Here is a 21,465-nt window from a genome sequence, read left to right as displayed (position 1 = left end):
CATCCTGTAATTCATCCATAGACTGACAATCCAAGACAACTTGATAAGCCCTCAGCTTAAATCCTGCGCAATAAAACAAAAGACTAAAAACCCGCTGAACTTTGCGGGCAATCGTTGAATAATCATTCGAATACTAAAGAGATGGATATATATAAATACCACCACCTCCCATCACTTATGTTCCACCAGCGAGCGAATATAAAAAAACCCCGAACGTTGCATTTGCAGCAACCTTCGGGGTGTTCAATACGCGTAGTGTTAATCTCCCGCGTTCAAATCAGGTAATTCCATCTGCGTCTTGCGTTTGATAAATGCATCTTCAACCGCTTCGAACTCCCTGGCCAGTTCCGCACTTTTGACCAGGTATTCCTGACTTGCCATCTCCGTTGCCGTCAGCGCCTCGAGTCGTGCGTGCAACGGCTCTTGTTCCAACAGAAACTCATCGGCGTATTTGTGCTTCAGAAACCCTCGCCAGAAATCACGCTGGGTGGTCGCCGCAAATTCCTGGGGCGAATTGTCCAGGGCCAACACCCGCTGCTCGGCAGCATCGAGCATCGCCGCCGTCACATCAGCCACGCCGAGATACCTGGCCTGCTGCGGCTGCCCCGGTAAACCCAGTCGATCCTTCAGTCCGATACGGTAAGCAAGACGAATCTCGACTCGATCGATCAGCAGAATTTCCTGGATCTTCTGCTCCAGGGTCAACGCGTGATTGGCCGAAATGCTCTGAATCCGTTCGCTCGCATCCTGTTGCGCAATCCGTTCGACTTCGTCGAGCCTGAACAAACCTTTTGCCAGCGTGGAAAGCTCCGGGGTCGCCTGCGTGCTCAAGCCGTGGCTGATCAGACTCTTGACCTCCAGGCGACTGAAAATCAGCGCAGCCCCATCGGCACAGGTTGCCACATCCCCGGCCAGACGGAACAACTCGGTGCGCAATTGCTCGGACTGTCCAGCGGCGTCCATCAGTGCCCATACCCGAGCCTGCAGATCAGGGTAAGCGTTCCTGAACTCGCCTGTTTGTCGCAGATTCTCCAGCAGCCTGAAGAACTCCTGACTGCGGGGATCTTCCCCCTCGAGCAAACTCCACTGCTCTTGTCTGGCGGCACGCTCGTCGGCGGGAAGGTCCCGCATCCAGTGTTGCAATCGCTCATTGGAGTTTGCCAAAGGGTCGGCAACCGCGAGGGGTTCAATGGGTATTGGCACTCCCTCCTCGGGTGGCGGAATACGTAGCCAGGCCTGGGCATAGTCTTCCAGAGCAGCCGGAGTGAGCGGGTTACCGTCCAGAACGGCACTGTTGAACACCCGGTATGCAGCAGCTGCGTTTTCCTCGGCGGGATTGAGAATTTCGTCCGCCACCCGAGTGATGATGTTATCGCGCAGGTCGATGCCTTGAAGGTGCGGCAAAGCATCCAGCCCCGCTGGCCACTCGGTAAGGCCAGTGTTGCGCAGGTTGAGTTGTCTCAACGTTGGCATCCGCCGGAAATCGGGAATGCGCCCTAATGGATTGTGGCTCAGGTGCAGTTGTCGCAGCGCCGGGTATCCCTCGAGGGCCACGATGGCTTCCGGACTCAACGAAATGACATTCCTCGAGAGATACAGCGCCTGCAGCCGCGGCATCAGCCGCAATGTTTGCGGAAGCGTTTGCAGCCGATTGTTCTCCAGGCTCACCTCGCGCAAGTTGGGGAACGCCTCAAGGAAATTGGCCGTTATCTCACCAAGCGCCATGGCACTGAGGTCCAGTGAATAAACGTGCGTAAAAAGAGCTCGAGTCAACACTGGAAGCTCCCCGATACGCAGGCCGGTCAGGCTCAGAATGCCCTCGGCGTACAAACTGCCGGTCGCTTGCTGCGGCGAATTGGTCCTTTGCCAGCAACGCCGGAGCAAGTCGGCCACCCGCTGCCGGTCCTGCCGGTTGACCGGTTCAATACTCCCATCGGGCAAGACGTGCGTCCCCGGTGTATCCACCCAGGTGTTCGCCTCCTGTTGCAGGCTGGCGAACTCTTCTTCAAGACCCAGCAAATACTCTTCGACTGACAACGGATAGGTGGGATGAGCCTGCGCCCGCTCCGCCTGTGCCAAAACCATTTCGACATCTGCATTGCCAAGGGAGGGATACAGCCGGCGAACTCTCGCACGTCGCTCTGCCATCTGCAGATTCGTGCCTTGCCCACGACCACTCAAAGGATAGCCAAAAGTGCCGTCGCCCCCGCGCATTGGCGCCTTGAAAAAAGGTTTGATCGGCTGCATCCGCAACGCCTTGCGCAAGCCGTCGCGCGACAGAACATGCTGCTTGATCAGCTGCTTCAATTCCGCTCCCTGCCCTACATGAGGAAGCCTCAGCGCGGCACGATGGTTTTGCGGCAAAGCATGCTGCAGAGCCACATACAGATCGTCCGCGCCGTGCAGATGGTTATCGTCGCTGTCACGCGCTTCGTATCGTCCGTCTTCGTTGCGCACCAGGACCTTGCGCTCGGTCGCATCCTCCGGGCCGACGCTGGCACGCAGTTCGCCATTGAAGGAACCCTCTCGCACTTCAATACGCAGGTTTTTTTTCCCGCTCGGTAATGCTTCCAGTGTGTGCAGAACCAACGTCTCGGTATCCGGCGTCAATGCGACCGGCAGATACAGCCCTTCATAGGCCCGCGACAGACGCACTTCCCGCTGAGCATTGCGCAGCGCCTCGGCCAGGCGCAGAGGAACAGGCTTGGTCTGTTGCGGGTTGGCAAAATCCCATTGCGCCATTTGTCGGCGCTCGGCGCTGGAAGCACCGGCCAGCACGTCTTCGACAATGTTGGTGGGGAGGCCGGTGAAACGGCTTTTGATCAGCTCGACACGCGGATCACCCGACGCCTGCTGACTGGCGTAGCGCGCATTGAACAATTCGGTCTTGTGATCGAGCGTCACGTGGACACCCGACTCAGCGCTTTCCATCCGTGAGACCAGGTTTTCGGTGTGTCGGTAGGCCTCGAAACGGCTGAGGGTATCGGCCAGCAATGGCGGCAGGGGCTCACGCTCGACATACATTCTGCGCAACAGGCCTTCGTGGGTGCCGCTGATCTTGCGGGCCAGCTCAAGCTCGCCATCGCTCAACGCATCCACACGATGGCCAAGGCGTCGTAACAGAGTCGGACGCTCCCAGGTCAAGGGTTGCTCGGTTTCAGCTTTCCAGGCGCCGGCACCGTTATGCTCCACCGTCGGTTGATAAGCGTTGGGCCGGGTCGGATGTTGCAGGCGATGCTCGCCCGTCGCCGGGTCCTGGCGCACCTGGTAATGCTTTTGTTCCAGGCGCAGCCATTGCTGATCGTTGTGCTTATACAGCCCCACGTCATCGGGTTTGGCCTCGGTCGGCAGCGTCAGCGGGTGCTCGTACGGCGTCAGGTCCGGTTTCCACAGGCGGGTCTTGCCCGTGGGCAGTTCCACCGGTTTGAGGTTGTCGATCAGCGTGCTGGAGGTGACCGGGATCCGCGCCGCCTGCGGGATGACGTGCCCGGCGCTCATCAGGGCCAGTTGCGCAAAGTTGATGATCACTCCGTTGATGTGCGCCGACGCCTCGTCGCGGTCACCCTTGCTCCAGTCTTCGATGCCCTCCAGCAACTCTTCGGCCATCTGCGCCACCATCAGCGCCAACATGGCTTCGCCCAGCCCCGGCACCAGCATCGCGGCAAAGTTGAAGACGTTCCAGCCGATGTCCAAATAGCTGCTCAGGCGTTTCCAGCGCGTGGTGGCGTCTTCATCGCCGGTCGGGACGGCAATCGCGCGCGCGTCGCTGAGTGCCTTGTCGCGCTTGAGCCGATACAGCTGCGGCCACAGCTCGCCCGTCAGCCGGTGGGTAATCGGCTCGGCATTCGGGTTCTCCACCGCGGTTTCCCGCCACCACGGCCCCATGTCCAGCGGTTCGCGCTGCTGCCAGGTGATCCGGCTCAGGCGCTCGCGGACCCGGGCAAAGAACCGGCCCTGGTCCTTGTGCGCGACGAAGCGGCTGAAAAACGCCTGATAGTCCGGCTCGCGCAGTTGGCGGATCAGCGTTTTCATGAAGTCCGCCAGCGAGGCGTACTCTTTCAGCGGGTGCAGCGGGTCGTCCGGCACATAGGCAATCACCGGGCCGCTCAAGCGGCTTTGCCGGTAGATGTCCTGCTGGCGCAGCATCTCTTCGCTGACCCCGGTCGGGCCATTGGCGAAAAACGCCTGCAGCAGTTTGAACTTGTCCAGGTCGCGACCCGGCGCCATCAGCGACAACACGCTCGACCAGTCGAGCCAGGAGGCCCGCGCATCAGGGGCCAGGGCCTCCACCGCCGCCTGGATCATGCCCGCATCGCCCTCGGCGCTGAACAACACCACACCGTGCAACTTGAAACCCATCAGCGACAGCCGATGCGGGTGCAGCGGCCGATGGTGAAACCGGATATCGCTTGTATGCTCGCGGACCTGGCGCAGCACGCCGTAGGCGTTGGAACTGATGTCGTCTTTCAGCAGGGCGATCAGCGAGGCCAGTTCGAACGCCGCTTTTTCACTGGCGGCGCCATGCCGTTCCAGGGTTTGCCTTTTCTGCGCATCGGCCGGCAGCAGCCGGGCTTGCAGATGCTCTTGATACTGCCCGCCGAGGTCCAGCCGACGACACAGCGCGGCGATTTTACTCACCGTCATCGCCGGTATCAGCGACGGTTCTCCCCTGAAGTTGCTGCGATAGACCCCGGAGCCGGTCCGGAAATAATCGGCGGCGGTTTCCGGCTCTTCGAAGTTATGCAGCGCCGCGTCCAGGAGGCTGGACTCGCGCAGATGGCTGGCGCCGCGATCGATACCGAAGATGATCCGGTCCGGCACATACAGCTTAAGGGTCAGTTGGCTGACGTCCTCATGGCTGTTGAAGTTCGAACTCATCGACAAGGACAGCAAGGGTTTGGCAAACGCCCTGATGTCCTGTTGCAGGTCTTGCAACGGTGCATCCACCAACCGCTGCAACAACCAGCGCTTGTCGAGCAGTTCCTTGAGGTATTGCCGGTCGATTGCGGAAGCTTTGAGGTACCAGCCCGGTGTCGGGACCGTGGTGCTGGTGAGCAACGACATCCTCACCGGCGGGGTCGCTGTTATAGCGGGAGGAAGTGCCTGAACGATACGTTCATAATGAACACCGTTGTTGTCCGCCGGTAATACCGGCGAACTTGAAACATCGTTAACATCCTGTAACTCATCCATAGACTGACAATCCAAGACAACTTGATAAGCCCTCAGCTTAAGTCCCGCACAATAAAACAAAAGACTAAAAACCCGCTGAACTTTGCGGGCAATCGTTGAATAATCATTCGAACATTAAAGAGATGGATATATATAAATACCACCACACCTTGCCGATACATCAACTACCAGAGTATCAATCTCAAAAAGGCCAGATCTTTTGATGTTGAACTACTCGATCACCAACCGGGCCAACCGCTGCTTGAGCATGCGGTTCTCGGCCCGCAGTTGCTGGACCTCTTCCAGCAGGTCCAGCGCCAGGGCGACGCCTTCCCATTCCAGCTCAAGGTCGCGCCGCAGCTTGGCGGCACGTTTGGCCAGCACCAACTCATAATCGGTGAAACGCCAATCCTTGGGCTGCTTGCCCTGAGGTTCGAGGATGCCGTGCTCGACGATTTCGATCACGTAGACGTCCGGCAGGTCGGTCGCCTCGCAGAATTCTGCCAGGTCCAGTTGAACGATCAGGGGGTTGCTCATGATGGGCTACTCCGTCTCTTGGATCAGAAGTTTTCTCTGGGGTTGAAAGCCGCTTTTTTCGCCAGTTCCTGCCACAGCGCCTTGACCTCGTCGTCCGAGGTTTTAGGCATGACTGCCTTGAGCTGTACAAACAGATAACCGCGATGACCGGCCTTGTTCAGCAAACCGTGGCCCTTGGCGCGCATGCGCTGGCCGTTCTGGCTGCCGGCCGGGATCTTGAGGTTGATCTTGCCTGTCAGGGTAGGCACTGCCACCTCAGTCCCTAATGCCAACTCCCACGGCGCCAGCGGCAAGGTAATGATCAGGTTCTCGCCTTCGACGTCGAACTTGGGGTGCGGCGCAAAGCGAATGATCAGGAACAAGTCGCCATTGGCCCCGCCACCCGTGCCCGGAGCCCCCTGGCCCTTGAGGCGGATGCGCTCGCCGTCGGCCACGCCGGCCGGGATCTTCACGTTCAGGCTTTTGCTGGTGTTGCTGACATGCTGGCCGGCAGCGTTGTACTGCGGCACCTGGAAGGTGACCTTCTTCGATTCGCTCGAAAGGGTTTCTTCCAGGAAAATCCCGAGTTCCATTTCCACGTCTTGCCCTCGACGCCCGGCGCTACGGCCCGACTGTCCACCACCAAAACCAGGGCCACGGTTGCCGAAGATCGAACTGAAGAAGTCCGAAAAATCGCCCGTGTCCTGACCACCACCGAAACCACCTGCGCCACGCCCCTGCCAACCCGGCGGGCCCTGGAACGGTTGGCCGTGCTGGCCGTATTTGCGCAAGTCGTCGTATTCGGCGCGCTTGTCGGCGCTTTTCAGCGCTTCATAGGCTTCCGAGGCGTCCTTGAATTTGGACTCGGCGTCCTTTTCCTTGCTGACATCCGGGTGATATTTACGCGCCAGCTTACGATAGGCGGCCTTGATCGTCTTATCGTCCGCGGTCGGTTCCACACCGAGAATCTTGTAATAGTCTTTGAAGTCCATCTAAGGATCACCATCCGTTATCGATATCGCGCCACTACCGGCAGCATGCGCTCTTTGGCAGCCGCCAGGTTGATCGATCTCAAGGTGGCAGCGCATCAGAAGTTTTTCGGCAGCAGTGGGCGGTTCTTGCGACCGTCCGAGGGCTGCCAGGGCCAATGCAGACAAGTTTGGGGCATCTGGCCGTCTTATCAAGGCGCTAATCGCTGAGATTTAGCGGATAGTCGGCCTTCGAATCTGCGCCGCACTGACATACACTGCGCGGCCGTTTTTTAACCGGAACTCGATAGACATGAAAAACGCATCTCCAGCCCGTGCCTGTGGTATCGACTTCGGCACGTCCAACTCCACCGTCGGCTGGCTGCGCCCCGGCATGGAAACGCTGATCGCGCTGGAGGACGACAAGATCACCCTGCCTTCGGTGGTCTTCTTCAACATGGAAGAACGCCGCCCGGTGTACGGCCGCCTCGCGCTGCACGAGTACCTGGAAGGTTATGAAGGCCGGCTGATGCGCTCGCTCAAGAGCCTGCTGGGCTCCAAGCTGATCAAGCACGACACCAGCGTCCTCGGCACGGCAATGCCGTTCAAGGATTTGCTTGGGCTGTTTATCGGCCAACTGAAGAAGCGCGCCGAAACCGCCGCCGGTCGCGAGTTCGATGAAGTGGTGCTCGGTCGTCCGGTGTTTTTCGTCGATGACGATGAATTGGCCGACCAGGAAGCCGAAAACACCTTGGTGGACGTGGCCCGCGCCATCGGCTTCAAGGATGTTTCGTTCCAGTACGAACCGATTGCGGCAGCCTTCGACTATGAGTCGACCATCGAAAAAGAAGAGCTGGTGCTAATCGTCGACATCGGCGGTGGTACCTCGGACTTTTCGCTGGTGCGCCTGTCCCCTGAGCGCCGTACCCACGACAACCGTCACGATGACATCCTCGCTACCGGCGGCGTGCACATCGGCGGGACCGATTTCGACAAGCAGCTGAGCCTGCAAGGCCTGATGCCGCTGTTCGGCTATGGCAGCCGGATGAAGAGCGGCGCCTATATGCCGACCAGCCACCACATGAACCTGGCGACCTGGCACACCATCAACTCGGTGTACTCGCAAAAGTCGACCCTGGCGCTGGGCAGCATGCGCTACGACATCGAAGACACCGGCGGCATCGATCGCCTGTTCAAGCTGATCGACCAGCGCGCCGGCCATTGGCTGGCCATGGAAGTGGAAGAAACCAAGATCCAGCTGACCCACGCCGACAGCCGCCATGTGCCGCTGGACCGCATCGAACCGGGGTTGAGCGTGGAACTGAGCCGGGCACTGTTCGAATCGGCCATCGACAACCTGCTCGAGCGCGTGCGTAACAGCGTGACCCAGCTGTTGAACGACGCCAATGTACGAGTCGATCAGGTCGATACGGTGTTTTTCACCGGCGGTTCGAGCGGTATTCCGGCACTGCGCAACAGCGTCTCGGCGATGTTGCCGAACGCGCGGCATGTGGAAGGGAACATCTTCGGCAGCATCGGCAGTGGCTTGGCGATTGAAGCGATGAAGCGCTACGGCAACATGGACTGACCCGAACCCGAGCTAGTGATCGTTCCCACGCTCTGCGTGGGAATGCATCCCGTGACGCTCCGCGTCACAGCCTCAACAGCAGACGCAGAGCGTCCATGGCGGCATTCCCACGCAGAGCGTGGGAACGATCGGGTGGTAATCAAACCATCCCCACCTGCTTCAACTCACTCTTCAGGTACGCGTAATAAATCGGCCCTGCCACCACCCCCGGCAGGCCGAACGCGGCCTCGAACACCAGCATCGCCAGCAGCAACTCCCACGACTTGGCACTGATCTGCCCGCCAACGATGCGCGCGTTGAGAAAGTATTCGAGCTTGTGGATAACAATCAGGTACCCCAACGCCGCCACGGCCACCCAGATCGACAGCGACAGACCGACGATGGTGATCAGGGTGTTCGACATCAGGTTGCCGATCACCGGCAACAAGCCGAGCAGGAACGTCAGCACGATCAGGGTTTTGGTCAGCGGCAGCTTGATCCCGAACATCGGCAGGACCACTGCCAGGAAAATCCCGGTGAAGAAGGTGTTGAGCAGGGAAATCTTGATCTGGGCGAACACGATGTTGCGAAACGCCTGGACCAGCAGGTGCAAGCGGTCGAACAGCGCAGCAGCCAATGGTTTGCGCTTGGTCACGTCCGGCACGCGCTGCAAGGCAATGATCGCCCCCAGCACCATGCCGATCAGCAGCGTCACAAACATGTGCGCCGCATCCTTGCCCACCAGTTGCAAATCGCTGAGATGCTTGCTGACCCATTCGCCAATCGCCACGCGGAACTCGGCGGCGCTGGCGGGCAGATAGGCGTCGATGAACGGCGGCAGTTGCCCGCGTGCCCGATCAACCACGACCATGAATTTGTCGAGAGAAGCGCCGGGATTTTCCGCTTCATGCAGCAGAAAGCTGAAGGCACCGGCAAAGATCAGCGTCAACACACTGACCACTAGCGTCCCCAACAACGCCACCGCCAGCCAGCGCGCACGCCGACCTTCAATCAGCCGCTGCAATTGCGGGGTGAGCATGTTGACCAGTTCGAACACCAACAGGCCGGCCAGCAAACTCGGCAGTAATCGCAGCGGGATCACCAGCAACAAACCGCCGAAAATGATGACCCAACTGATGGCTTGCAAGACTTGGCGTTGAGAAAACGTTGGCATACAGCCTCAAAACGAACGGCGTAAAAGGATTGGCAGTCTGCCAGCGTTCCGGTGCAAGCACTAGGGATTGTGCAGGTTGGCCTAAGTGGGGGCACTGGCGGTTTTTTTCAGTGCCCTTGCCGGCCTCATCGCGAGCAGGCTCACTCCCACATTTGTCCTGCGGACACAGATCCATTGTGGGAGTGAGCCTGCTCGCGATGAGGCCCTCCCAGCCCCCACAACTTGCGGCCCAATGATTATTTTTTCTTCAGGCATTCGCTCATGAAGGCTTTACGCGCATCGCCTTTCAACGCCTGAGTGGCCGCATCGGCATTACAGGTTTTCATCTTCTCTTGCTGAGGGGTAAGGGGTTTGGCGGCATCGGCGGCGGGCGCCGCTTTGAGGCAATTGCTCATGAAAGCTTTGCGTTCGTCTCCCTTGAGGCTTTTCGCGGTAGCGTCAGCATTGCAGGTGGTCATCTTGTTCTGTTGCTCGGTGGCGGCAAAGCCCTGGGCGCAGAACAGCAGACCGATCATCAACAAAGGGACACGCAACATCTTCATGGAGTTTTCTCCTTGTTGCCGCGCCGACGAGCACGGCCTCGCTCAGGAGTGTAGACAACACCTGTTACACCTTCCTGGCCTCAAGGTGACTGCGTCGATACTGTTCCGGCGTGCACTGCGCCTGGCGTTGAAACATCGCGATAAACGCAGAGCCAGTGCTGTAGCCCATGTCGAATGCGATCTCCTGAATGCTGCGGTGACTGTCCAGCGCTTCGATCGCCGCCAGAAACCGCAGCCGCTGCCGCCACTCGCCAAAACTCATGCCCAACTCACGCACGAACCGCCGCGCCAGGGTGCGTTCGCTGACATGGATCTGCGCGGCCCACTCCGCCAAAGGTCGGTTATCACCGGGCTCGGCCTGCAAGGCTTCGAGTATCCCGAACAAGCCAGGGCTGCTGGCGTAGGGCAAATAACACTCCTGCACTGGCGCCTGCTGCAGTTGGTCCACCAACACCTGGGCCAGACGTTGGTCGGCTTCGCGCTCGGGAATCTTCACATCGCGGCTGGCGAAGTCTTTGAGGATCGCTTTAAGGATGTCGCTGATGGCCAGGGTGCAGGCCTGTTGCGGCAGGTCCTGGCACATCGGCGGAGCCAGGCAGACCGCGCGATAGTTGATCGGCTGATGGCTATAGAAGCTGTGTTCGGTCTGTGGCGGCACCCACACCGCGTATTGCGGCGGTGACATGAAGCGGCTGCCACCGATTTCCATGTGCAATACGCCGTGGGCCGAATACTCCAGCGTGCCCCATGGATGACGGTGCGCCGAGGCATAACGATGCGCATCAAAGTCGGCGTAACGGAAGTACACCGGGGCAGGCAGTTCGCTGAAGTCGAGCAGATCGATGTGTTTGCTGTTCATGCTGTCCGTCATCAGGGGCAGGTTGTCTGGATCGAAGTATAGGCTTGTATCCAGACAAGTGATAATCACCCCTCATTAACGCTCTGGTTTTCTCTGATGCAATACGCTTATCCCCTGCTGGCCATTTTCATTTGGGCCGGCAACACCGTGATCACCAAGATGTCGGCCGGGGCGATCTTCCCCGCCGAGATCGGCTTCTACCGCTGGCTGCTTGCCGGACTGCTGTTCACCCCCTTCATGCTCAAACCGGTGATCGCCCATTGGCCAGCGATCCGCCCGAACCTGGGCAAGATCTTTGTCCTCGGCGTGCTCGGCATGGCGGTTTACCAAAGCCTGGCGTACTTCGCGGCGAGCCTGACCTCGGCCACCAACATGGGCATCATCCTGTCGCTGATGCCTCTGATGTCGCTGGCCATGGCGATCATCAGCCTCGGCCAGCGCCTGACTATCGGCGCACTGGCCGGTGCGGTGCTGTCGTTCGCGGGGGTTTTGGTGGTCGTCTCGTCCGGCAGCCTGGGTGCGTTGCTCGAACACGGGGTGAACCTGGGTGACGCGATGATGCTGATCGCCACCCTGGCCTATGCGATCTACAGCACGCTGCTGAAAAAGTGGCAGCTGCGTTTGCCGCCGCTGGTGTTGCTGTACTTGCAGGTATGGGTGGCGGTGGTGGTGCTGTTTCCGCTGTTTGTCGCCTCGCCAAAGATTGGCCTGACCTTGCAGAATATTCCGCTGGTGCTTTACGCCTGCCTGCTGGCCTCGATGGTTGCGCCATTGGCGTGGATGCAGGCCGTGATCCGCCTGGGGCCGAGCCGGACCACGCTGTTTTTCAATCTGCTGCCGTTGATTACTGCGCTGATTGCGGCGGTGGTGCTGCATGAGCAGTTGGCGATGTATCACCTGGTGGGCGGGATGTTGACGTTGGGCGGGGTGATTCTTTCAGAGCGTTGGACCACGGTTCTTGGCCGCGCCTAATCCTTTATGGCGAGGGAGCTTGCTCCCGCTCGAGCGCGAAGCGGTCGCAATTCGGGGCCGCTTCGCAGCCCAACGGGACGGTGCGGCGTTCCGACAAGCCCCCTCACCACAGGGGTCTAAACCCCAGCCGCTTTCAGCCGCGCCGCATGCTCGACAAACAACCGCACCGGCTCCGCGCCTTTGCCCACCAAACCCAGCGACTGATTGACGATATCGAAGTGATCCATCGGGTACTCATCGCCAATCACCGTCCCCAGATGGGAGCTGTAGCGCCCGACCATCCCGTCGCAATGCCCGACCTCTCGAACGAAGGTCCTGGCAAACAACCGACAACTGCGGTTGGTCCCATCAAACCGGTTTCGCCCGCCATCGGTCTTGCCCGGCTGCAAGGTCCCGGACCAGGAGTAATACCGCACGCCATTGACCTCTTCCGGCCCATGCCCACCCCAGGTTTCAGGCAGGCCCTGTGGATAACGCTGATTGAACAGCGCCACCCCTTCGCTCGTCAGGGAATGATGGGAGGCAGGGATATCCACCGGCAATTTCGGTCCGCGATACCCGGTTTCCAGCAGGCACATCAACGCACTGATCCACCGCAGCAAAACGCTGAGCAAACGCCCCTTGGCACTGTCTCCCGGATAGTGTTTGTGCAGGTAATCCGCCAGTTCCGAACCGTGATTGGGCCCGGCCACCGACGTCACCGACGCCACCTGATCCGGACGCTTGGCAGCGGCGTAACGGGCGGTGAGCGAGCCTTGGCTATGGCCGATCAGGTTGACTTTCTCGGCCCCGGTTTCCCGCAGGATTTCCTCGATCCGCGCCAGCAGCTGCTCGCCACGCACTTCGCTGGAGTTGAGCGGAGAAACCTGTACCGCAAATACCGTCGCCCCACCCCGGCGCAGCGCAGAAATGATCCCGTACCAATACGGATAGATCAGCAGACGGATAAACCCGAGCATTCCCGGGACCAGCACCAACGGATAACGCGTGGCGGAACCTTGCGACATGGGCGAACGTCCTTGTGATCGGTGAGGTGAAGCAAGGCTTGAATGCAAGACATCAGCCAAGCATCGGTATTGAAGATGACAACTCGACGACCAGTCTATGACATCCCGCCCTACTTGAGCCCCACCACCCCCGCAACGATCAATCCGACCGATACCAGTTTGACCGCCGTCAGGCTTTCACCGAGCAACGCAAACCCGAGAAACACCGTGCCCAGCGAGCCGATGGCGGTCCAGATCGGGTAAGCGATGCTCACCGGCAACTCGCGCATGGCCAGGGTCAGGAAGTAGATCCCGCCCACCGCGGCCACCACGGTGATCATCGACGGCCAGAGCCGGGTGAAGCCCTCGGCGTACTTCATGCCCATGGCAAAGGTGACTTCGAAGCCGGCGGCGATCAGCAAAAACAGCCAGGCCATCTAGAACACCCTGGCCAACGCCAGCAAGCGCTGCTCGGCCTCGGCGGCGGAGATCTGGAAGGTGCGTTCCTCGGACTCTTCGCCTTCGGCGGCCACGACCGTGATGTCGGTGATGCCGATGAAGCCCAACGCCGTTCGCAACAACGGATCGGCATGGTTCATCGCCTCAAGTTCCCCACCGGGCCCGAAACCGAACCCGCCGCGACTGGTGACGATCAACGCCTTTTTGCCCTGCACCAGCGGCTCGTATTGAGCGATGCCATTGTCCAGGGTGTGATTGAAGGTCAGCCCCAGCCGCACAATCTGATCGATCCAGGCCTTGAGGCCGCTGGGCACGCTGAAGTTGTGCATCGGCGTGGAAATCACCAACAAATCGTGACCGAGTAACTCGCCCACCAGTTCATCGCTGAACGCCAGGTCGGCCTGCATCGACAGTGGTCGCGCATCGGGTTCGGGGTAAAACGCGGCGGCCACAAACGCCTCGTTGACCGGCGGAATCAACGCCCGACCGACTTCGCGACGGGTCAGGTGCGACTGCGGATTGGCCGCCTGCCAGGCTGAAAGGAACACCTCGGCCAAGCGCCGGGAGTGAGAACGCTCGCCACGGGGGCTGGCATGTACGGCAAGAATTGTGCTCATCTGTATCTCCTGAAGAACTAAACTCAAACTGCTGGTGACTTGCAGCTTGAAGCGCATCGCAGTCTTTCTTCAAATGAGAAAAAATCAGTTTGGATGAATTGATTTCATCCATGGAGCTTTCAAATGTTTGCCTCGCTGCCGCTGACCGCCTTGCGCGCCTTTGAATCCGCCTCGCGCCTGCTGAGCTTCAAGGCGGCCGCCGAAGAACTCGCGGTGACGCCGACGGCGGTTTCCCATCAGATCCGTTCGCTGGAGACCTGGCTCGGCGTGCCGCTGTTCGAGCGACTGCCGCGGCAAGTGCGCCTGACGGACTGCGGTGAACGGCTGTTCCACAGCTTGCACGGTGCCTTGCTGGAAGTGGCGCAAAGTGTCGATACCTTGCGCCCGCAACGTAGCGGCGCGAGCCTGACAATCTCCACCACCGCCGCTTTCGCCGCGTTGTGGCTGGTGCCACGACTGGGCCGGTTCTACGCCCGGCACCCGAACATCAGCCTGCGGCTCGACACCCATTGTGAAGTCATCGATCTGCATCAGGACGCCAGCGTCGATCTGGTGGTGCGCTACAGCCTCGATGACTACCCGAACCTTTATGGGCTGTGCCTGTTCGACGAATCCTTCGGCGTCTATGGCTCGCCGGAGCAAGTCGCCTTGGCCGCCAGCCGGGCGCCGACGCTGATCAGCGTGCGCTGGCACAACTCCAAGCTGTACGCTCACGGCTGGGAGGCCTGGTGCGCAAAATCCGGCGAAAACTGGCTTGCCGGGCAACCCGCGGTTCGCGAATACGACGAAGAGCACTACGCCCTGCAAGCGGCAATTGCCGGGCAAGGCCTGGTGCTGGCGAGCAATATTCTGGTGTCCGAGAGCGTGGCCAATGGTTTGCTGGTGGCTTACAAGGGTGAAGTTCAGGTCGATGGCGCCGGTTACGCGGCACTGTGCGTGCCGGGGCGCGAACGGCACCCACCGGTGCGGGCATTTTTTGCCTGGTTGCAGGAAGAAGCAGCGTTGTCAGGGTTATTGCCAAGGTCGCAGCTTTCGGCAACTGACTGATCGTTCCCACGCTCTGCGTGGGAATGCAGCCCGGGACGCTCTGCGTCCCATAAAGGCCGAACGCGGAGCGTCCGTAGAGGCATTCCCACGCAGAGCGTGGGAACGATCTCCAACGATCTGTGACTACCGGGTGGGTTTGACGGTGACCGGCGCCTTGCCGGCCTTCATCTGTTCCAGCAACGGCGCGCACTGATTCGGTTCGCCAGCGCTCGGCGCTATCAGCGCCAGCAAGCCCGCCGCCGGCGCGGCAAGCACACCCAGCGCCACCATTCCCGCCCCTCGCAACATTAGCGGTACAGCCTTCACACCGGCATCAGGCTTGATGAACTTACCCCGCACATACAGCGGCGAACGCAGCGAAATCACGCGCCAGCCCTTGGATTCCGGGGTGATGGTCAGGTCCAGTTGCTCAGTCGCCATGTTGGCGGTGCCATCAATGTAGACGATCGCGTTTTCGGTATCGAAGACGAACAGGCGCGTAGTCGCCAGACCCGCCTGGATGTCGAAGTCGGCGGCAGCGCAGTTGATCTTCACTTCCTTGTCGCCAAAGATCTTGCCGACCACATAGTTGCCGACGTTCAGCCCGGCCAGCTCCATCAACTCACGGCTGATGGCCCCATCGTTAATCAGCAACTTCAGATTGCCATTGGCAGTGCCCAGCAGTTTTGCCACCGAGTTGCCGCGACCGGTGATGTCGGCGTCACCGTTGAGCTCGCCGAAACTGGTTTTCATCAGCTCAAAGGTCGGGAACAACTGCTTGAGTTTGAACTTGCGTGCGGTGAGTTTGGCGCGGCCTTCCAACGGTTCGGTTCGGCCATTGAGGCGAATCTGAGCGTCCAGGTTGCCGCCGGCCACGCCGAAGCGCAGGGGTTCCAGGCTGAGTACGCCGTCAGTCAGTATCAGATGAGTGTAGAGATCGTTGAACGGCAGTTTTTCGCTGTGGACGATGCGCTTGCCGGTGAACTCGACGTCCGCGTCCATAACCCGCCAGCGCTCGGTTTTGAACTCTTCGACCGGCAACACCTTGTCGGTCGGCTGCTTGCTTTCGCCGCCACGAGCCTTTTGTTCGGCGTTGGAATCGGCACCGATCAGCGGGGCGAGGTCGGCAAACAGCAATTGGTTGGAAACCAGCGATCCACTCAGTTTCGGGCGCGGCTGACTGGCGACATACACCAGGCTGCCATGGATATCGCTCTGACCGATCTTGCCGTTGAATTCTTCGTAACGAAACACTGCACCGCCCGCTTCCTGCAACTTGGCGATCAAGTGCCCGTCAGTTTCGTACGGCGGTGTGTCCGGCAGGGTTACGCCGATCAGCGGGTAGAGATTGCCCAGGCTGGTACCCGCCAGTTTCAGGCGCAAATCCAGGGCGCCGAGGTTCAGTGGATCGGTGAGGGTGCCCGCCAGTTCCACGCGGGTGTCAGCGATTTTCACCTGTGCCTGAAGCGGGAGCGGTCTGGACGCATCCTGCAACGCCAGCAAGCCGCCGACCTTGCCTTCGCCCGCGAGTGTCTGGCCGTGGTACTGACCTTTGACCTTCAGCGCGAACGCGTAATCCTGCGGCGCGGCGCCCTTTTCCGCGGCGGTTTTCGCGGCTTTGTCACCGACGATGTCACTGAACGGAATCGGTTTACCCAGCGGGTCGATGATCAAGTCGAGCTGAGTCTTGAGGTTCTGGTCGTCGAGGATGACATGGCCTTTGTCGAAGCCGATCGCACCGATGTCCACCACCCAGTTTGAAGGCTCGGCGTTCGGGTCCTTGGGGTCGAACTTGAAGGTCCAGTTAGCACGACCGTCGGCCAGGCGCTGGAGGTCGGCATTCGGTTCGGTCAGGTCAATGCGCGGAATGACCAGGCGCTGCGCCAGCAAGGCCAGGGGCGAGATGCGCAGCTCGACGCGTTTGAGGGTGACCATCTGCGGTTTCTTCGACCAGTCCGGGTTGCCCAGGCTCAAGTCTTGCGCCACGACATGCGGCCACGGCACCCAGGCGCGCCAGCCTCCCTCCTCGGGCTCACGCTGCCAGATCACCGCCAGGTTGCCGTTGATGGCGAACGGGCGGTGCAGCTCTTCGGAAACCTTGGCGTTAAGCGATGGTTTGATCCGGTTCCAATCGAAGAACGCAATGATCACAACCAATGCAGCCAGCAGGACAACAAGGCTGGCGAGGGTCCAGATAAATGCTTTACGAGTGCGCGTCATTGCACAGGGCTCCTGATACGACTGAGCGCCCTGACTGCGACGCACGTTTGAAACGTTAGGCCAGAACCGGCCTGCCGTTGAGTTTAGGACTTGGAAATGGTGCGCAGGTTTAACCGAAATTCCGCTTAACGTTCAAATAATCGGTCGGCGAGAGGATGCGCCCCGAGTCCAGCGTTACCGGCCCCGCACTTTTGCAATGCGCAAGTGAGTTGAAAATACCCATCCCAGCGCAAAAACATCCGCCGGAAACGCCCGATTTAGAGCTGTCTCACGGAACAATCAATTCCGTTGATTATTACCATTGCGTTTATGAACTTTTGTATCGACTTATCGAGAGTAGCATTGCCCTCGTACCCACTTTACCGCCCTCCTACGGAGCACCCGATCATGAAACGCCAATTATTGCTTAGCCTTACCCTCTCGATGCTGGCCAGCACTGCTTTCGCCCTGCCAGCGGCTGACCAAGCAACCCCACAAGTCAAATCCACCCACTCGGTGTTCAGCCAAACCGTTGCCGAAGGTGGCAATGATCGCCTGAAAGAAAAAGGCCTGATCACCCAGGATGGCTCGGACCGCACTCCACAAGGCCAGACCCTGGCTGCTGATGGTTCCGACCGTACCCCACAAGGCCAAACCCTCGCTGCTGACGGTTCCGATCGTACTCCACAAGGTCAGACCCTGGCTGCTGACGGTTCCGATCGCACTCCACAAGGTCAAACCCTTGCTGCTGACGGTTCCGATCGCACTCCACAAGGCCAGACCCTGGCGGCTGACGGTTCCGACCGCACTCCACAAGGTCAGACCCTGGCCGAAGGTGGTGGTGACCGTGTCATCGAACGCAACAGCGCCTTGAGCTGAGCCCATGGCGGCCCTGAAAAAAAGCCCAATCCCCGGATTGGGCTTTTGACGTTATAGAGGCCTCACTTCCCCGCTTGATTCCCTGATAGTCATTCGACGCCGGCAAAGCCGATTTGCTAGAGTGCGCCGCTGTCTTATCCAGAAAACACCCTTGCGATGCTGCCCCGCGCCGAACAGAAACAACAGACCCGCAACGCCCTGATGGACGCTGCCCGCCACTTGATGGAATGCGGCCGAGGATTCGGCAGCCTGAGCCTGCGCGAAGTCGCCAGAACCGCCGGCATCGTGCCCACCGGTTTCTACCGGCATTTTGCCGATATGGATGAACTGGGCCTGGTGCTGGTAAGTGAAGTCGGCCAGACCTTCCGCGAAACCATTCGCCTGGTGCGCCACAACGAGTTCGTCATGGGCGGCATCATCGACGCCTCGGTGCGGATCTTTCTCGACGTGGTCAGCGCCAATCGCTCGCAGTTCCTGTTCCTCGCTCGCGAGCAGTACGGCGGTTCGCTGCCCGTGCGCCAGGCCATTGGCCGATTGCGTGAAGACATCAGCTCGGACCTGGCGGCCGACTTGTCCTTGATGCCGAAGCTGCAACACCTGGACCTCGCCGGCCTGAGTGTCATGGCTGACCTGATTGTCAAAAGCGTGTTCGCGACCTTGCCGGACATCATTGATCCGCCTGCCGAGGCGCTGCCCGAACATCTGACCCCGCAGGCAAAAATCACCCAGCAGTTGCGCTTTATCTTTATCGGCCTCAAACACTGGCAAGGCCTCGGCAGCACCGAGTAAATACCCCCCTGTGGGAGTGAGCCTGCTCGCGATAGCGTCGCAACAGTCAACACTTGATGTGACTGATACTCCGCCATCGCGAGCAGGCTCGCTCCCACATTGGTGCGCGAAAACCCCGCATGCACCAACATGATCCAAAATTCTGAAACATCCACTGAGCTCCGACAGGCATTTCCTACGCATCACCCGATTGGCAAGCCCCTTGCTCTAGCCTAAGCATTGTCCATTGCTGGAAGCCTTCCGATGCTGGTGATTCATCGCAGAATCGACCCTCAACCCGTCTGGGCCGCCGAGTTGCACCTGAACTTCGAAGCCCGGAGCAAAAGCCGTTTGCGCTGTTTCAGTGCCGAGGGTGAAGACGTCGGGCTGTTTTTGGAGCGCGGTCAGCCGCCGCTGCATGACGGCGAGTGCCTGCAAGCCGAAGACGGACGCATCGTGCGCGTCTGCGCCCGAGCCGAACAGCTGCTGCACGTCACCTGCGCCAATGCTTTCGAACTGACTCGCGCCGCCTATCACCTCGGTAATCGCCATGTCGCCCTGCAAGTCGGTGACGGCTGGTTGCGCCTACTCGACGACTATGTGCTCAAGGCCATGCTTGAACTGCTTGATGCCAAGGTCGAGAACATCGAAGCGCCGTTCCAGCCGGAACACGGTGCTTATGGCGGCGGCCACCACCATTCCCGTCACGGCGATGAAGACTTCAACTACCCGCCGAAATTGCATCAGTTCGGCGTGCGGCTATGAACCCAGCCTGGGCGTTGTTGCGCCTGGCCAGTCCGCAGTTGCCGATTGGCGGTTACAGCTATTCCCAAGGTCTGGAAATGGCGGTGGATAACGGCCGAGTGAATGATCCTGACAGCGCACGTCGCTGGATCAGCGATCAGTTACTGCTGAACCTGGCGCGTTTCGAAGCGCCGTTGCTGCTCGCCCATTGCGTGGCCGCAGCAGAAGAAAACTGGGGTGAACTGCTGCAACGCTGCGAAGAACATCGCGCCAGCCGGGAAACCCGCGAGCTGCATCAGGAAAGTCGGCAGATGGGTTATTCGTTGCAGCAACTGCTCAAGGGTTTGCCAGAACTCGATGCGCCCGCCCGTGCTTTTCTCGAACAACGTCCCGAGCCGCACCTGGCCCTCGGCTGGGCACTGGCCGCTCGCGCCTGGAATATCAGTCCGCAAGATGCCTTGGCCGCATGGCTCTGGAGCTGGATGGAAAACCAACTGGCAGTACTGATGAAAACCCTGCCGCTGGGTCAGCAAGCCGCGCAACGCCTGACCAGCCAATTGCTGCCGCTGCTGCAAGAGGCTCAGCAGAACGCCACCCGAATCAACCCCGAACACTGTGGCAGCGCTGCTTTCGGCCTGTCCCTGGCGTGCATGGCCCATGAGCGCCAGTACAGTCGTCTATTCCGTTCCTAGGGCCTGTAATTTTGGCCCTGTTATTTTGGAGAAGCACATGAACACACAACCTCTGCGCGTCGGCATCGGCGGCCCGGTCGGTTCCGGCAAAACCGCTTTGACGTTGGCCCTGTGCCTGGCGCTGCGCGACCGCTACAACCTGGCGGTGGTCACCAACGACATCTACACCCGCGAAGACGCCGACTTCCTGGTGCGCAACGAAGCCCTGGCGCCGGAGCGAATCATCGGCGTGGAAACCGGCGGCTGCCCGCACACGGCGATTCGCGAAGACGCCTCGATCAACCTCGAAGCCGTGGACCAATTGAACCGCCGCTTTCCGGGGCTTGACCTGATCCTTGTGGAGTCCGGTGGTGACAACCTGTCCGCCACCTTCAGCCCGGAACTGTCCGACCTGACCATCTACGTGATCGACGTCTCGGCCGGCGACAAGCTGCCGCGCAAGGGTGGGCCAGGGATCTGCAAATCGGATCTGCTGGTGATCAACAAAATCGACCTCGCGCCCTTGGTGGGTGCGTCGCTGGAGCTGATGGACAGCGATACCAAACGCATGCGCAACGGCAAACCGTTCGTTTTCAGCAACCAGAAAACCGGACTCGGCCTGGAAGAAATCATCGCCTTCATCGAACGCCAGGGCCTGCTGATAGCGGCGTGAACACGATCAACTTTTATCAACAAGGAAGCTTATCCATGACACTTAAACGCATTCTGGGCGCCATGGCCCTGCTGCTGGCCCCAGCCATCGCCTTCGCCCACCCGGGGCATGACGATAATGGTTTGATCGCCGGGATCAGCCACCCGATCGGCGGCCTCGACCACTTGTTGGCGATGCTTGCAGTCGGTTTGTGGGCGGCACAACAGAAAGGCGCTGCACGCTGGGCGCTGCCATGCACGTTCGTCGGCATCATGCTGATCGGCGGGTTGCTGGGGTTTGAAGGTCTGAACCTGCCAGCACTTGAGAGCGGCATTGCGGCGTCGGTGCTGGCGCTGGGTCTGGCGGTGGCTTTGGCCGTGCGTCCGCCGTTGAGCCTCGCCGTTGCGGCAACCGCTTTGTTTGCGCTGTTCCATGGGGTGGCGCACGGACTGGAGTTGCCGCAGATGTCGAGCCCTTGGCCGTACGCGGCGGGTTTTGTAGCAGCGACGGCTGCGTTGCATGGATTGGGTTACGCCGTAGTGCGGGTGTTGCCGCAAGCGGCGGCGCCGTTGGTTCGGTTGGCGGGAGCGGCTTCGGCGGCGACTGGCGTGTGGTTGCTGGCGGGCTAGCCGACCATGATCGTTCCCACGCTCCGCGTGGGAATGCCTCATTGGACGCTCCGCGTCCGCTTCGA

The 21,465-nt window shown here is 60.0% G+C and carries 19 protein-coding genes; 9 read left to right on the top strand and 10 right to left on the bottom strand.

The features are described from left to right. Nucleotides 1-258: 258 nt before the first annotated feature. The 3 genes from BLW70_RS08085 to BLW70_RS08075 form a co-directional block, all read right to left on the bottom strand. On the bottom strand, nucleotides 259-5,064 hold the full coding sequence (locus BLW70_RS08085; RefSeq protein WP_074873333.1) for an NEL-type E3 ubiquitin ligase domain-containing protein: 4,806 nt from the start codon (nucleotides 5,062-5,064) through the stop codon (nucleotides 259-261). 339 nt (nucleotides 5,065-5,403) lie between these two features. Continuing rightward, nucleotides 5,404-5,709 carry a chaperone modulator CbpM gene (locus tag BLW70_RS08080; protein ID WP_074873330.1) on the bottom strand — a complete coding sequence of 102 codons (306 nt, stop codon included), beginning with the start codon at nucleotides 5,707-5,709 and terminating at the stop codon, nucleotides 5,404-5,406. A 23-nt stretch (nucleotides 5,710-5,732) separates the two neighbouring features. Then, on the bottom strand, nucleotides 5,733-6,680 hold the full coding sequence (locus BLW70_RS08075) for a DnaJ C-terminal domain-containing protein (RefSeq protein WP_074873327.1): 948 nt from the start codon (nucleotides 6,678-6,680) through the stop codon (nucleotides 5,733-5,735). A gap of 289 nt (nucleotides 6,681-6,969) precedes the next feature. On the opposite strand from BLW70_RS08075, the gene BLW70_RS08070 reads away from it, so the two are divergent. Continuing rightward, complete coding sequence (locus tag BLW70_RS08070; RefSeq protein ID WP_074873323.1) at nucleotides 6,970-8,244, top strand: Hsp70 family protein; 1,275 nt, start codon at nucleotides 6,970-6,972, stop codon at nucleotides 8,242-8,244. A gap of 139 nt (nucleotides 8,245-8,383) precedes the next feature. Here BLW70_RS08070 and BLW70_RS08065 read toward each other — a convergent pair whose 3' ends face one another. The 3 genes from BLW70_RS08065 to BLW70_RS08055 form a co-directional block, all read right to left on the bottom strand. Then, nucleotides 8,384-9,397 (bottom strand): AI-2E family transporter, encoded by a 1,014-nt coding sequence (locus tag BLW70_RS08065; protein ID WP_074873320.1) that lies wholly within the window; start codon nucleotides 9,395-9,397, stop codon nucleotides 8,384-8,386. 236 nt (nucleotides 9,398-9,633) lie between these two features. Further along, complete coding sequence (locus BLW70_RS08060) at nucleotides 9,634-9,939, bottom strand: PsiF family protein (protein ID WP_074873318.1); 306 nt, start codon at nucleotides 9,937-9,939, stop codon at nucleotides 9,634-9,636. A gap of 64 nt (nucleotides 9,940-10,003) precedes the next feature. Continuing rightward, the gene (locus BLW70_RS08055; RefSeq protein ID WP_174553763.1) at nucleotides 10,004-10,798 is read right to left on the bottom strand and encodes an AraC family transcriptional regulator; all 795 of its coding nucleotides are present in this window, start codon (nucleotides 10,796-10,798) and stop codon (nucleotides 10,004-10,006) included. A gap of 96 nt (nucleotides 10,799-10,894) precedes the next feature. Here BLW70_RS08055 and BLW70_RS08050 point away from each other — a divergent pair, with 96 nt between their 5' ends. Further along, nucleotides 10,895-11,770, top strand: a complete 876-nt coding sequence (locus tag BLW70_RS08050) for a DMT family transporter (protein ID WP_074873315.1) — start codon at nucleotides 10,895-10,897, stop codon at nucleotides 11,768-11,770. 116 nt (nucleotides 11,771-11,886) lie between these two features. Here BLW70_RS08050 and BLW70_RS08045 read toward each other — a convergent pair whose 3' ends face one another. The 3 genes from BLW70_RS08045 to BLW70_RS08035 form a co-directional block, all read right to left on the bottom strand. Then, entirely contained in the window at nucleotides 11,887-12,777 is an 891-nt protein-coding gene (locus tag BLW70_RS08045) for an esterase/lipase family protein (protein ID WP_074873313.1), read from the bottom strand. Between the two features lie 110 nt (nucleotides 12,778-12,887). After that, nucleotides 12,888-13,193 (bottom strand): DMT family transporter, encoded by a 306-nt coding sequence (locus BLW70_RS08040; RefSeq protein WP_008157366.1) that lies wholly within the window; start codon nucleotides 13,191-13,193, stop codon nucleotides 12,888-12,890. Then, nucleotides 13,194-13,832 (bottom strand): FMN-dependent NADH-azoreductase, encoded by a 639-nt coding sequence (locus tag BLW70_RS08035; protein ID WP_074873310.1) that lies wholly within the window; start codon nucleotides 13,830-13,832, stop codon nucleotides 13,194-13,196. 123 nt (nucleotides 13,833-13,955) lie between these two features. Here BLW70_RS08035 and BLW70_RS08030 point away from each other — a divergent pair, with 123 nt between their 5' ends. Further along, nucleotides 13,956-14,879 (top strand): LysR substrate-binding domain-containing protein, encoded by a 924-nt coding sequence (locus BLW70_RS08030; protein WP_074873307.1) that lies wholly within the window; start codon nucleotides 13,956-13,958, stop codon nucleotides 14,877-14,879. A gap of 123 nt (nucleotides 14,880-15,002) precedes the next feature. On the opposite strand, the gene BLW70_RS08025 is transcribed toward BLW70_RS08030, so the two are convergent. Further along, nucleotides 15,003-17,078, bottom strand: a complete 2,076-nt coding sequence (locus tag BLW70_RS08025; protein ID WP_074873304.1) for an AsmA family protein — start codon at nucleotides 17,076-17,078, stop codon at nucleotides 15,003-15,005. 387 nt (nucleotides 17,079-17,465) lie between these two features. Here BLW70_RS08025 and BLW70_RS08020 point away from each other — a divergent pair, with 387 nt between their 5' ends. The 6 genes from BLW70_RS08020 (at nucleotide 17,466) to BLW70_RS07995 (ending at nucleotide 21,400) form a co-directional block, all read left to right on the top strand. Further along, nucleotides 17,466-17,936, top strand: a complete 471-nt coding sequence (locus BLW70_RS08020) for a hypothetical protein (RefSeq protein WP_008157373.1) — start codon at nucleotides 17,466-17,468, stop codon at nucleotides 17,934-17,936. 156 nt (nucleotides 17,937-18,092) lie between these two features. Beyond that, entirely contained in the window at nucleotides 18,093-18,725 is a 633-nt protein-coding gene (locus BLW70_RS08015; RefSeq protein ID WP_074873302.1) for a TetR family transcriptional regulator, read from the top strand. A gap of 243 nt (nucleotides 18,726-18,968) precedes the next feature. Further along, a complete protein-coding gene (gene ureE / locus BLW70_RS08010) occupies nucleotides 18,969-19,469 on the top strand; it encodes an urease accessory protein UreE (protein WP_074873298.1) in 501 nt (166 codons plus the stop codon). Further along, on the top strand, nucleotides 19,466-20,140 hold the full coding sequence (locus BLW70_RS08005) for an urease accessory protein UreF (RefSeq protein WP_074873294.1): 675 nt from the start codon (nucleotides 19,466-19,468) through the stop codon (nucleotides 20,138-20,140). The genes ureE and BLW70_RS08005 overlap by 4 nt, the downstream gene beginning before the upstream one ends. 37 nt (nucleotides 20,141-20,177) lie before the next feature. Then, nucleotides 20,178-20,792: an urease accessory protein UreG gene (ureG, locus tag BLW70_RS08000; RefSeq protein WP_074873292.1), complete on the top strand. Its 615-nt coding sequence runs from the start codon at nucleotides 20,178-20,180 to the stop codon at nucleotides 20,790-20,792. A gap of 35 nt (nucleotides 20,793-20,827) precedes the next feature. Continuing rightward, the gene (locus BLW70_RS07995) at nucleotides 20,828-21,400 is read left to right on the top strand and encodes a HupE/UreJ family protein (RefSeq protein ID WP_074873290.1); all 573 of its coding nucleotides are present in this window, start codon (nucleotides 20,828-20,830) and stop codon (nucleotides 21,398-21,400) included. Nucleotides 21,401-21,465 lie beyond the last annotated feature (65 nt).

The sequence above is a fragment of the Pseudomonas frederiksbergensis genome, assembly GCF_900105495.1.
GTDB classification, from domain to species: domain Bacteria; phylum Pseudomonadota; class Gammaproteobacteria; order Pseudomonadales; family Pseudomonadaceae; genus Aquipseudomonas; species Aquipseudomonas frederiksbergensis.
Note: the sequence above shows the minus strand (reverse complement) of the source record. Positions and strands in the feature narration are given on the sequence as shown.

Bases quoted from the DNA above. Each gene is read 5' to 3' on its own strand.
- BLW70_RS08045 (WP_074873313.1), bottom strand. From the start codon at position 12,777: ATGTCGCAAGGTTCCGCCACGCGTTATCCGTTGGTGCTGGTCCCGGGA.
- BLW70_RS08030 (WP_074873307.1), top strand. From the start codon at position 13,956: ATGTTTGCCTCGCTGCCGCTGACCGCCTTGCGCGCCTTTGAATCCGCC.
- BLW70_RS08020 (WP_008157373.1), top strand. From the start codon at position 17,466: ATGAAACGCCAATTATTGCTTAGCCTTACCCTCTCGATGCTGGCCAGC.
- BLW70_RS08070 (WP_074873323.1), top strand. From the start codon at position 6,970: ATGAAAAACGCATCTCCAGCCCGTGCCTGTGGTATCGACTTCGGCACG.
- BLW70_RS08040 (WP_008157366.1), bottom strand. From the start codon at position 13,193: ATGGCCTGGCTGTTTTTGCTGATCGCCGCCGGCTTCGAAGTCACCTTT.
- BLW70_RS08025 (WP_074873304.1), bottom strand. From the start codon at position 17,078: ATGACGCGCACTCGTAAAGCATTTATCTGGACCCTCGCCAGCCTTGTT.
- BLW70_RS08060 (WP_074873318.1), bottom strand. From the start codon at position 9,939: ATGAAGATGTTGCGTGTCCCTTTGTTGATGATCGGTCTGCTGTTCTGC.
- BLW70_RS08050 (WP_074873315.1), top strand. From the start codon at position 10,895: ATGCAATACGCTTATCCCCTGCTGGCCATTTTCATTTGGGCCGGCAAC.
- BLW70_RS08035 (WP_074873310.1), bottom strand. From the start codon at position 13,832: ATGAGCACAATTCTTGCCGTACATGCCAGCCCCCGTGGCGAGCGTTCT.
- BLW70_RS08015 (WP_074873302.1), top strand. From the start codon at position 18,093: ATGCTGCCCCGCGCCGAACAGAAACAACAGACCCGCAACGCCCTGATG.
- ureE (WP_074873298.1), top strand. From the start codon at position 18,969: ATGCTGGTGATTCATCGCAGAATCGACCCTCAACCCGTCTGGGCCGCC.
- BLW70_RS08065 (WP_074873320.1), bottom strand. From the start codon at position 9,397: ATGCCAACGTTTTCTCAACGCCAAGTCTTGCAAGCCATCAGTTGGGTC.
- BLW70_RS08075 (WP_074873327.1), bottom strand. From the start codon at position 6,680: ATGGACTTCAAAGACTATTACAAGATTCTCGGTGTGGAACCGACCGCG.
- BLW70_RS08085 (WP_074873333.1), bottom strand. From the start codon at position 5,064: ATGTCGTTGCTCACCAGCACCACGGTCCCGACACCGGGCTGGTACCTC.
- BLW70_RS07995 (WP_074873290.1), top strand. From the start codon at position 20,828: ATGACACTTAAACGCATTCTGGGCGCCATGGCCCTGCTGCTGGCCCCA.
- BLW70_RS08055 (WP_174553763.1), bottom strand. From the start codon at position 10,798: ATGAACAGCAAACACATCGATCTGCTCGACTTCAGCGAACTGCCTGCC.
- BLW70_RS08005 (WP_074873294.1), top strand. From the start codon at position 19,466: ATGAACCCAGCCTGGGCGTTGTTGCGCCTGGCCAGTCCGCAGTTGCCG.
- BLW70_RS08080 (WP_074873330.1), bottom strand. From the start codon at position 5,709: ATGAGCAACCCCCTGATCGTTCAACTGGACCTGGCAGAATTCTGCGAG.
- ureG (WP_074873292.1), top strand. From the start codon at position 20,178: ATGAACACACAACCTCTGCGCGTCGGCATCGGCGGCCCGGTCGGTTCC.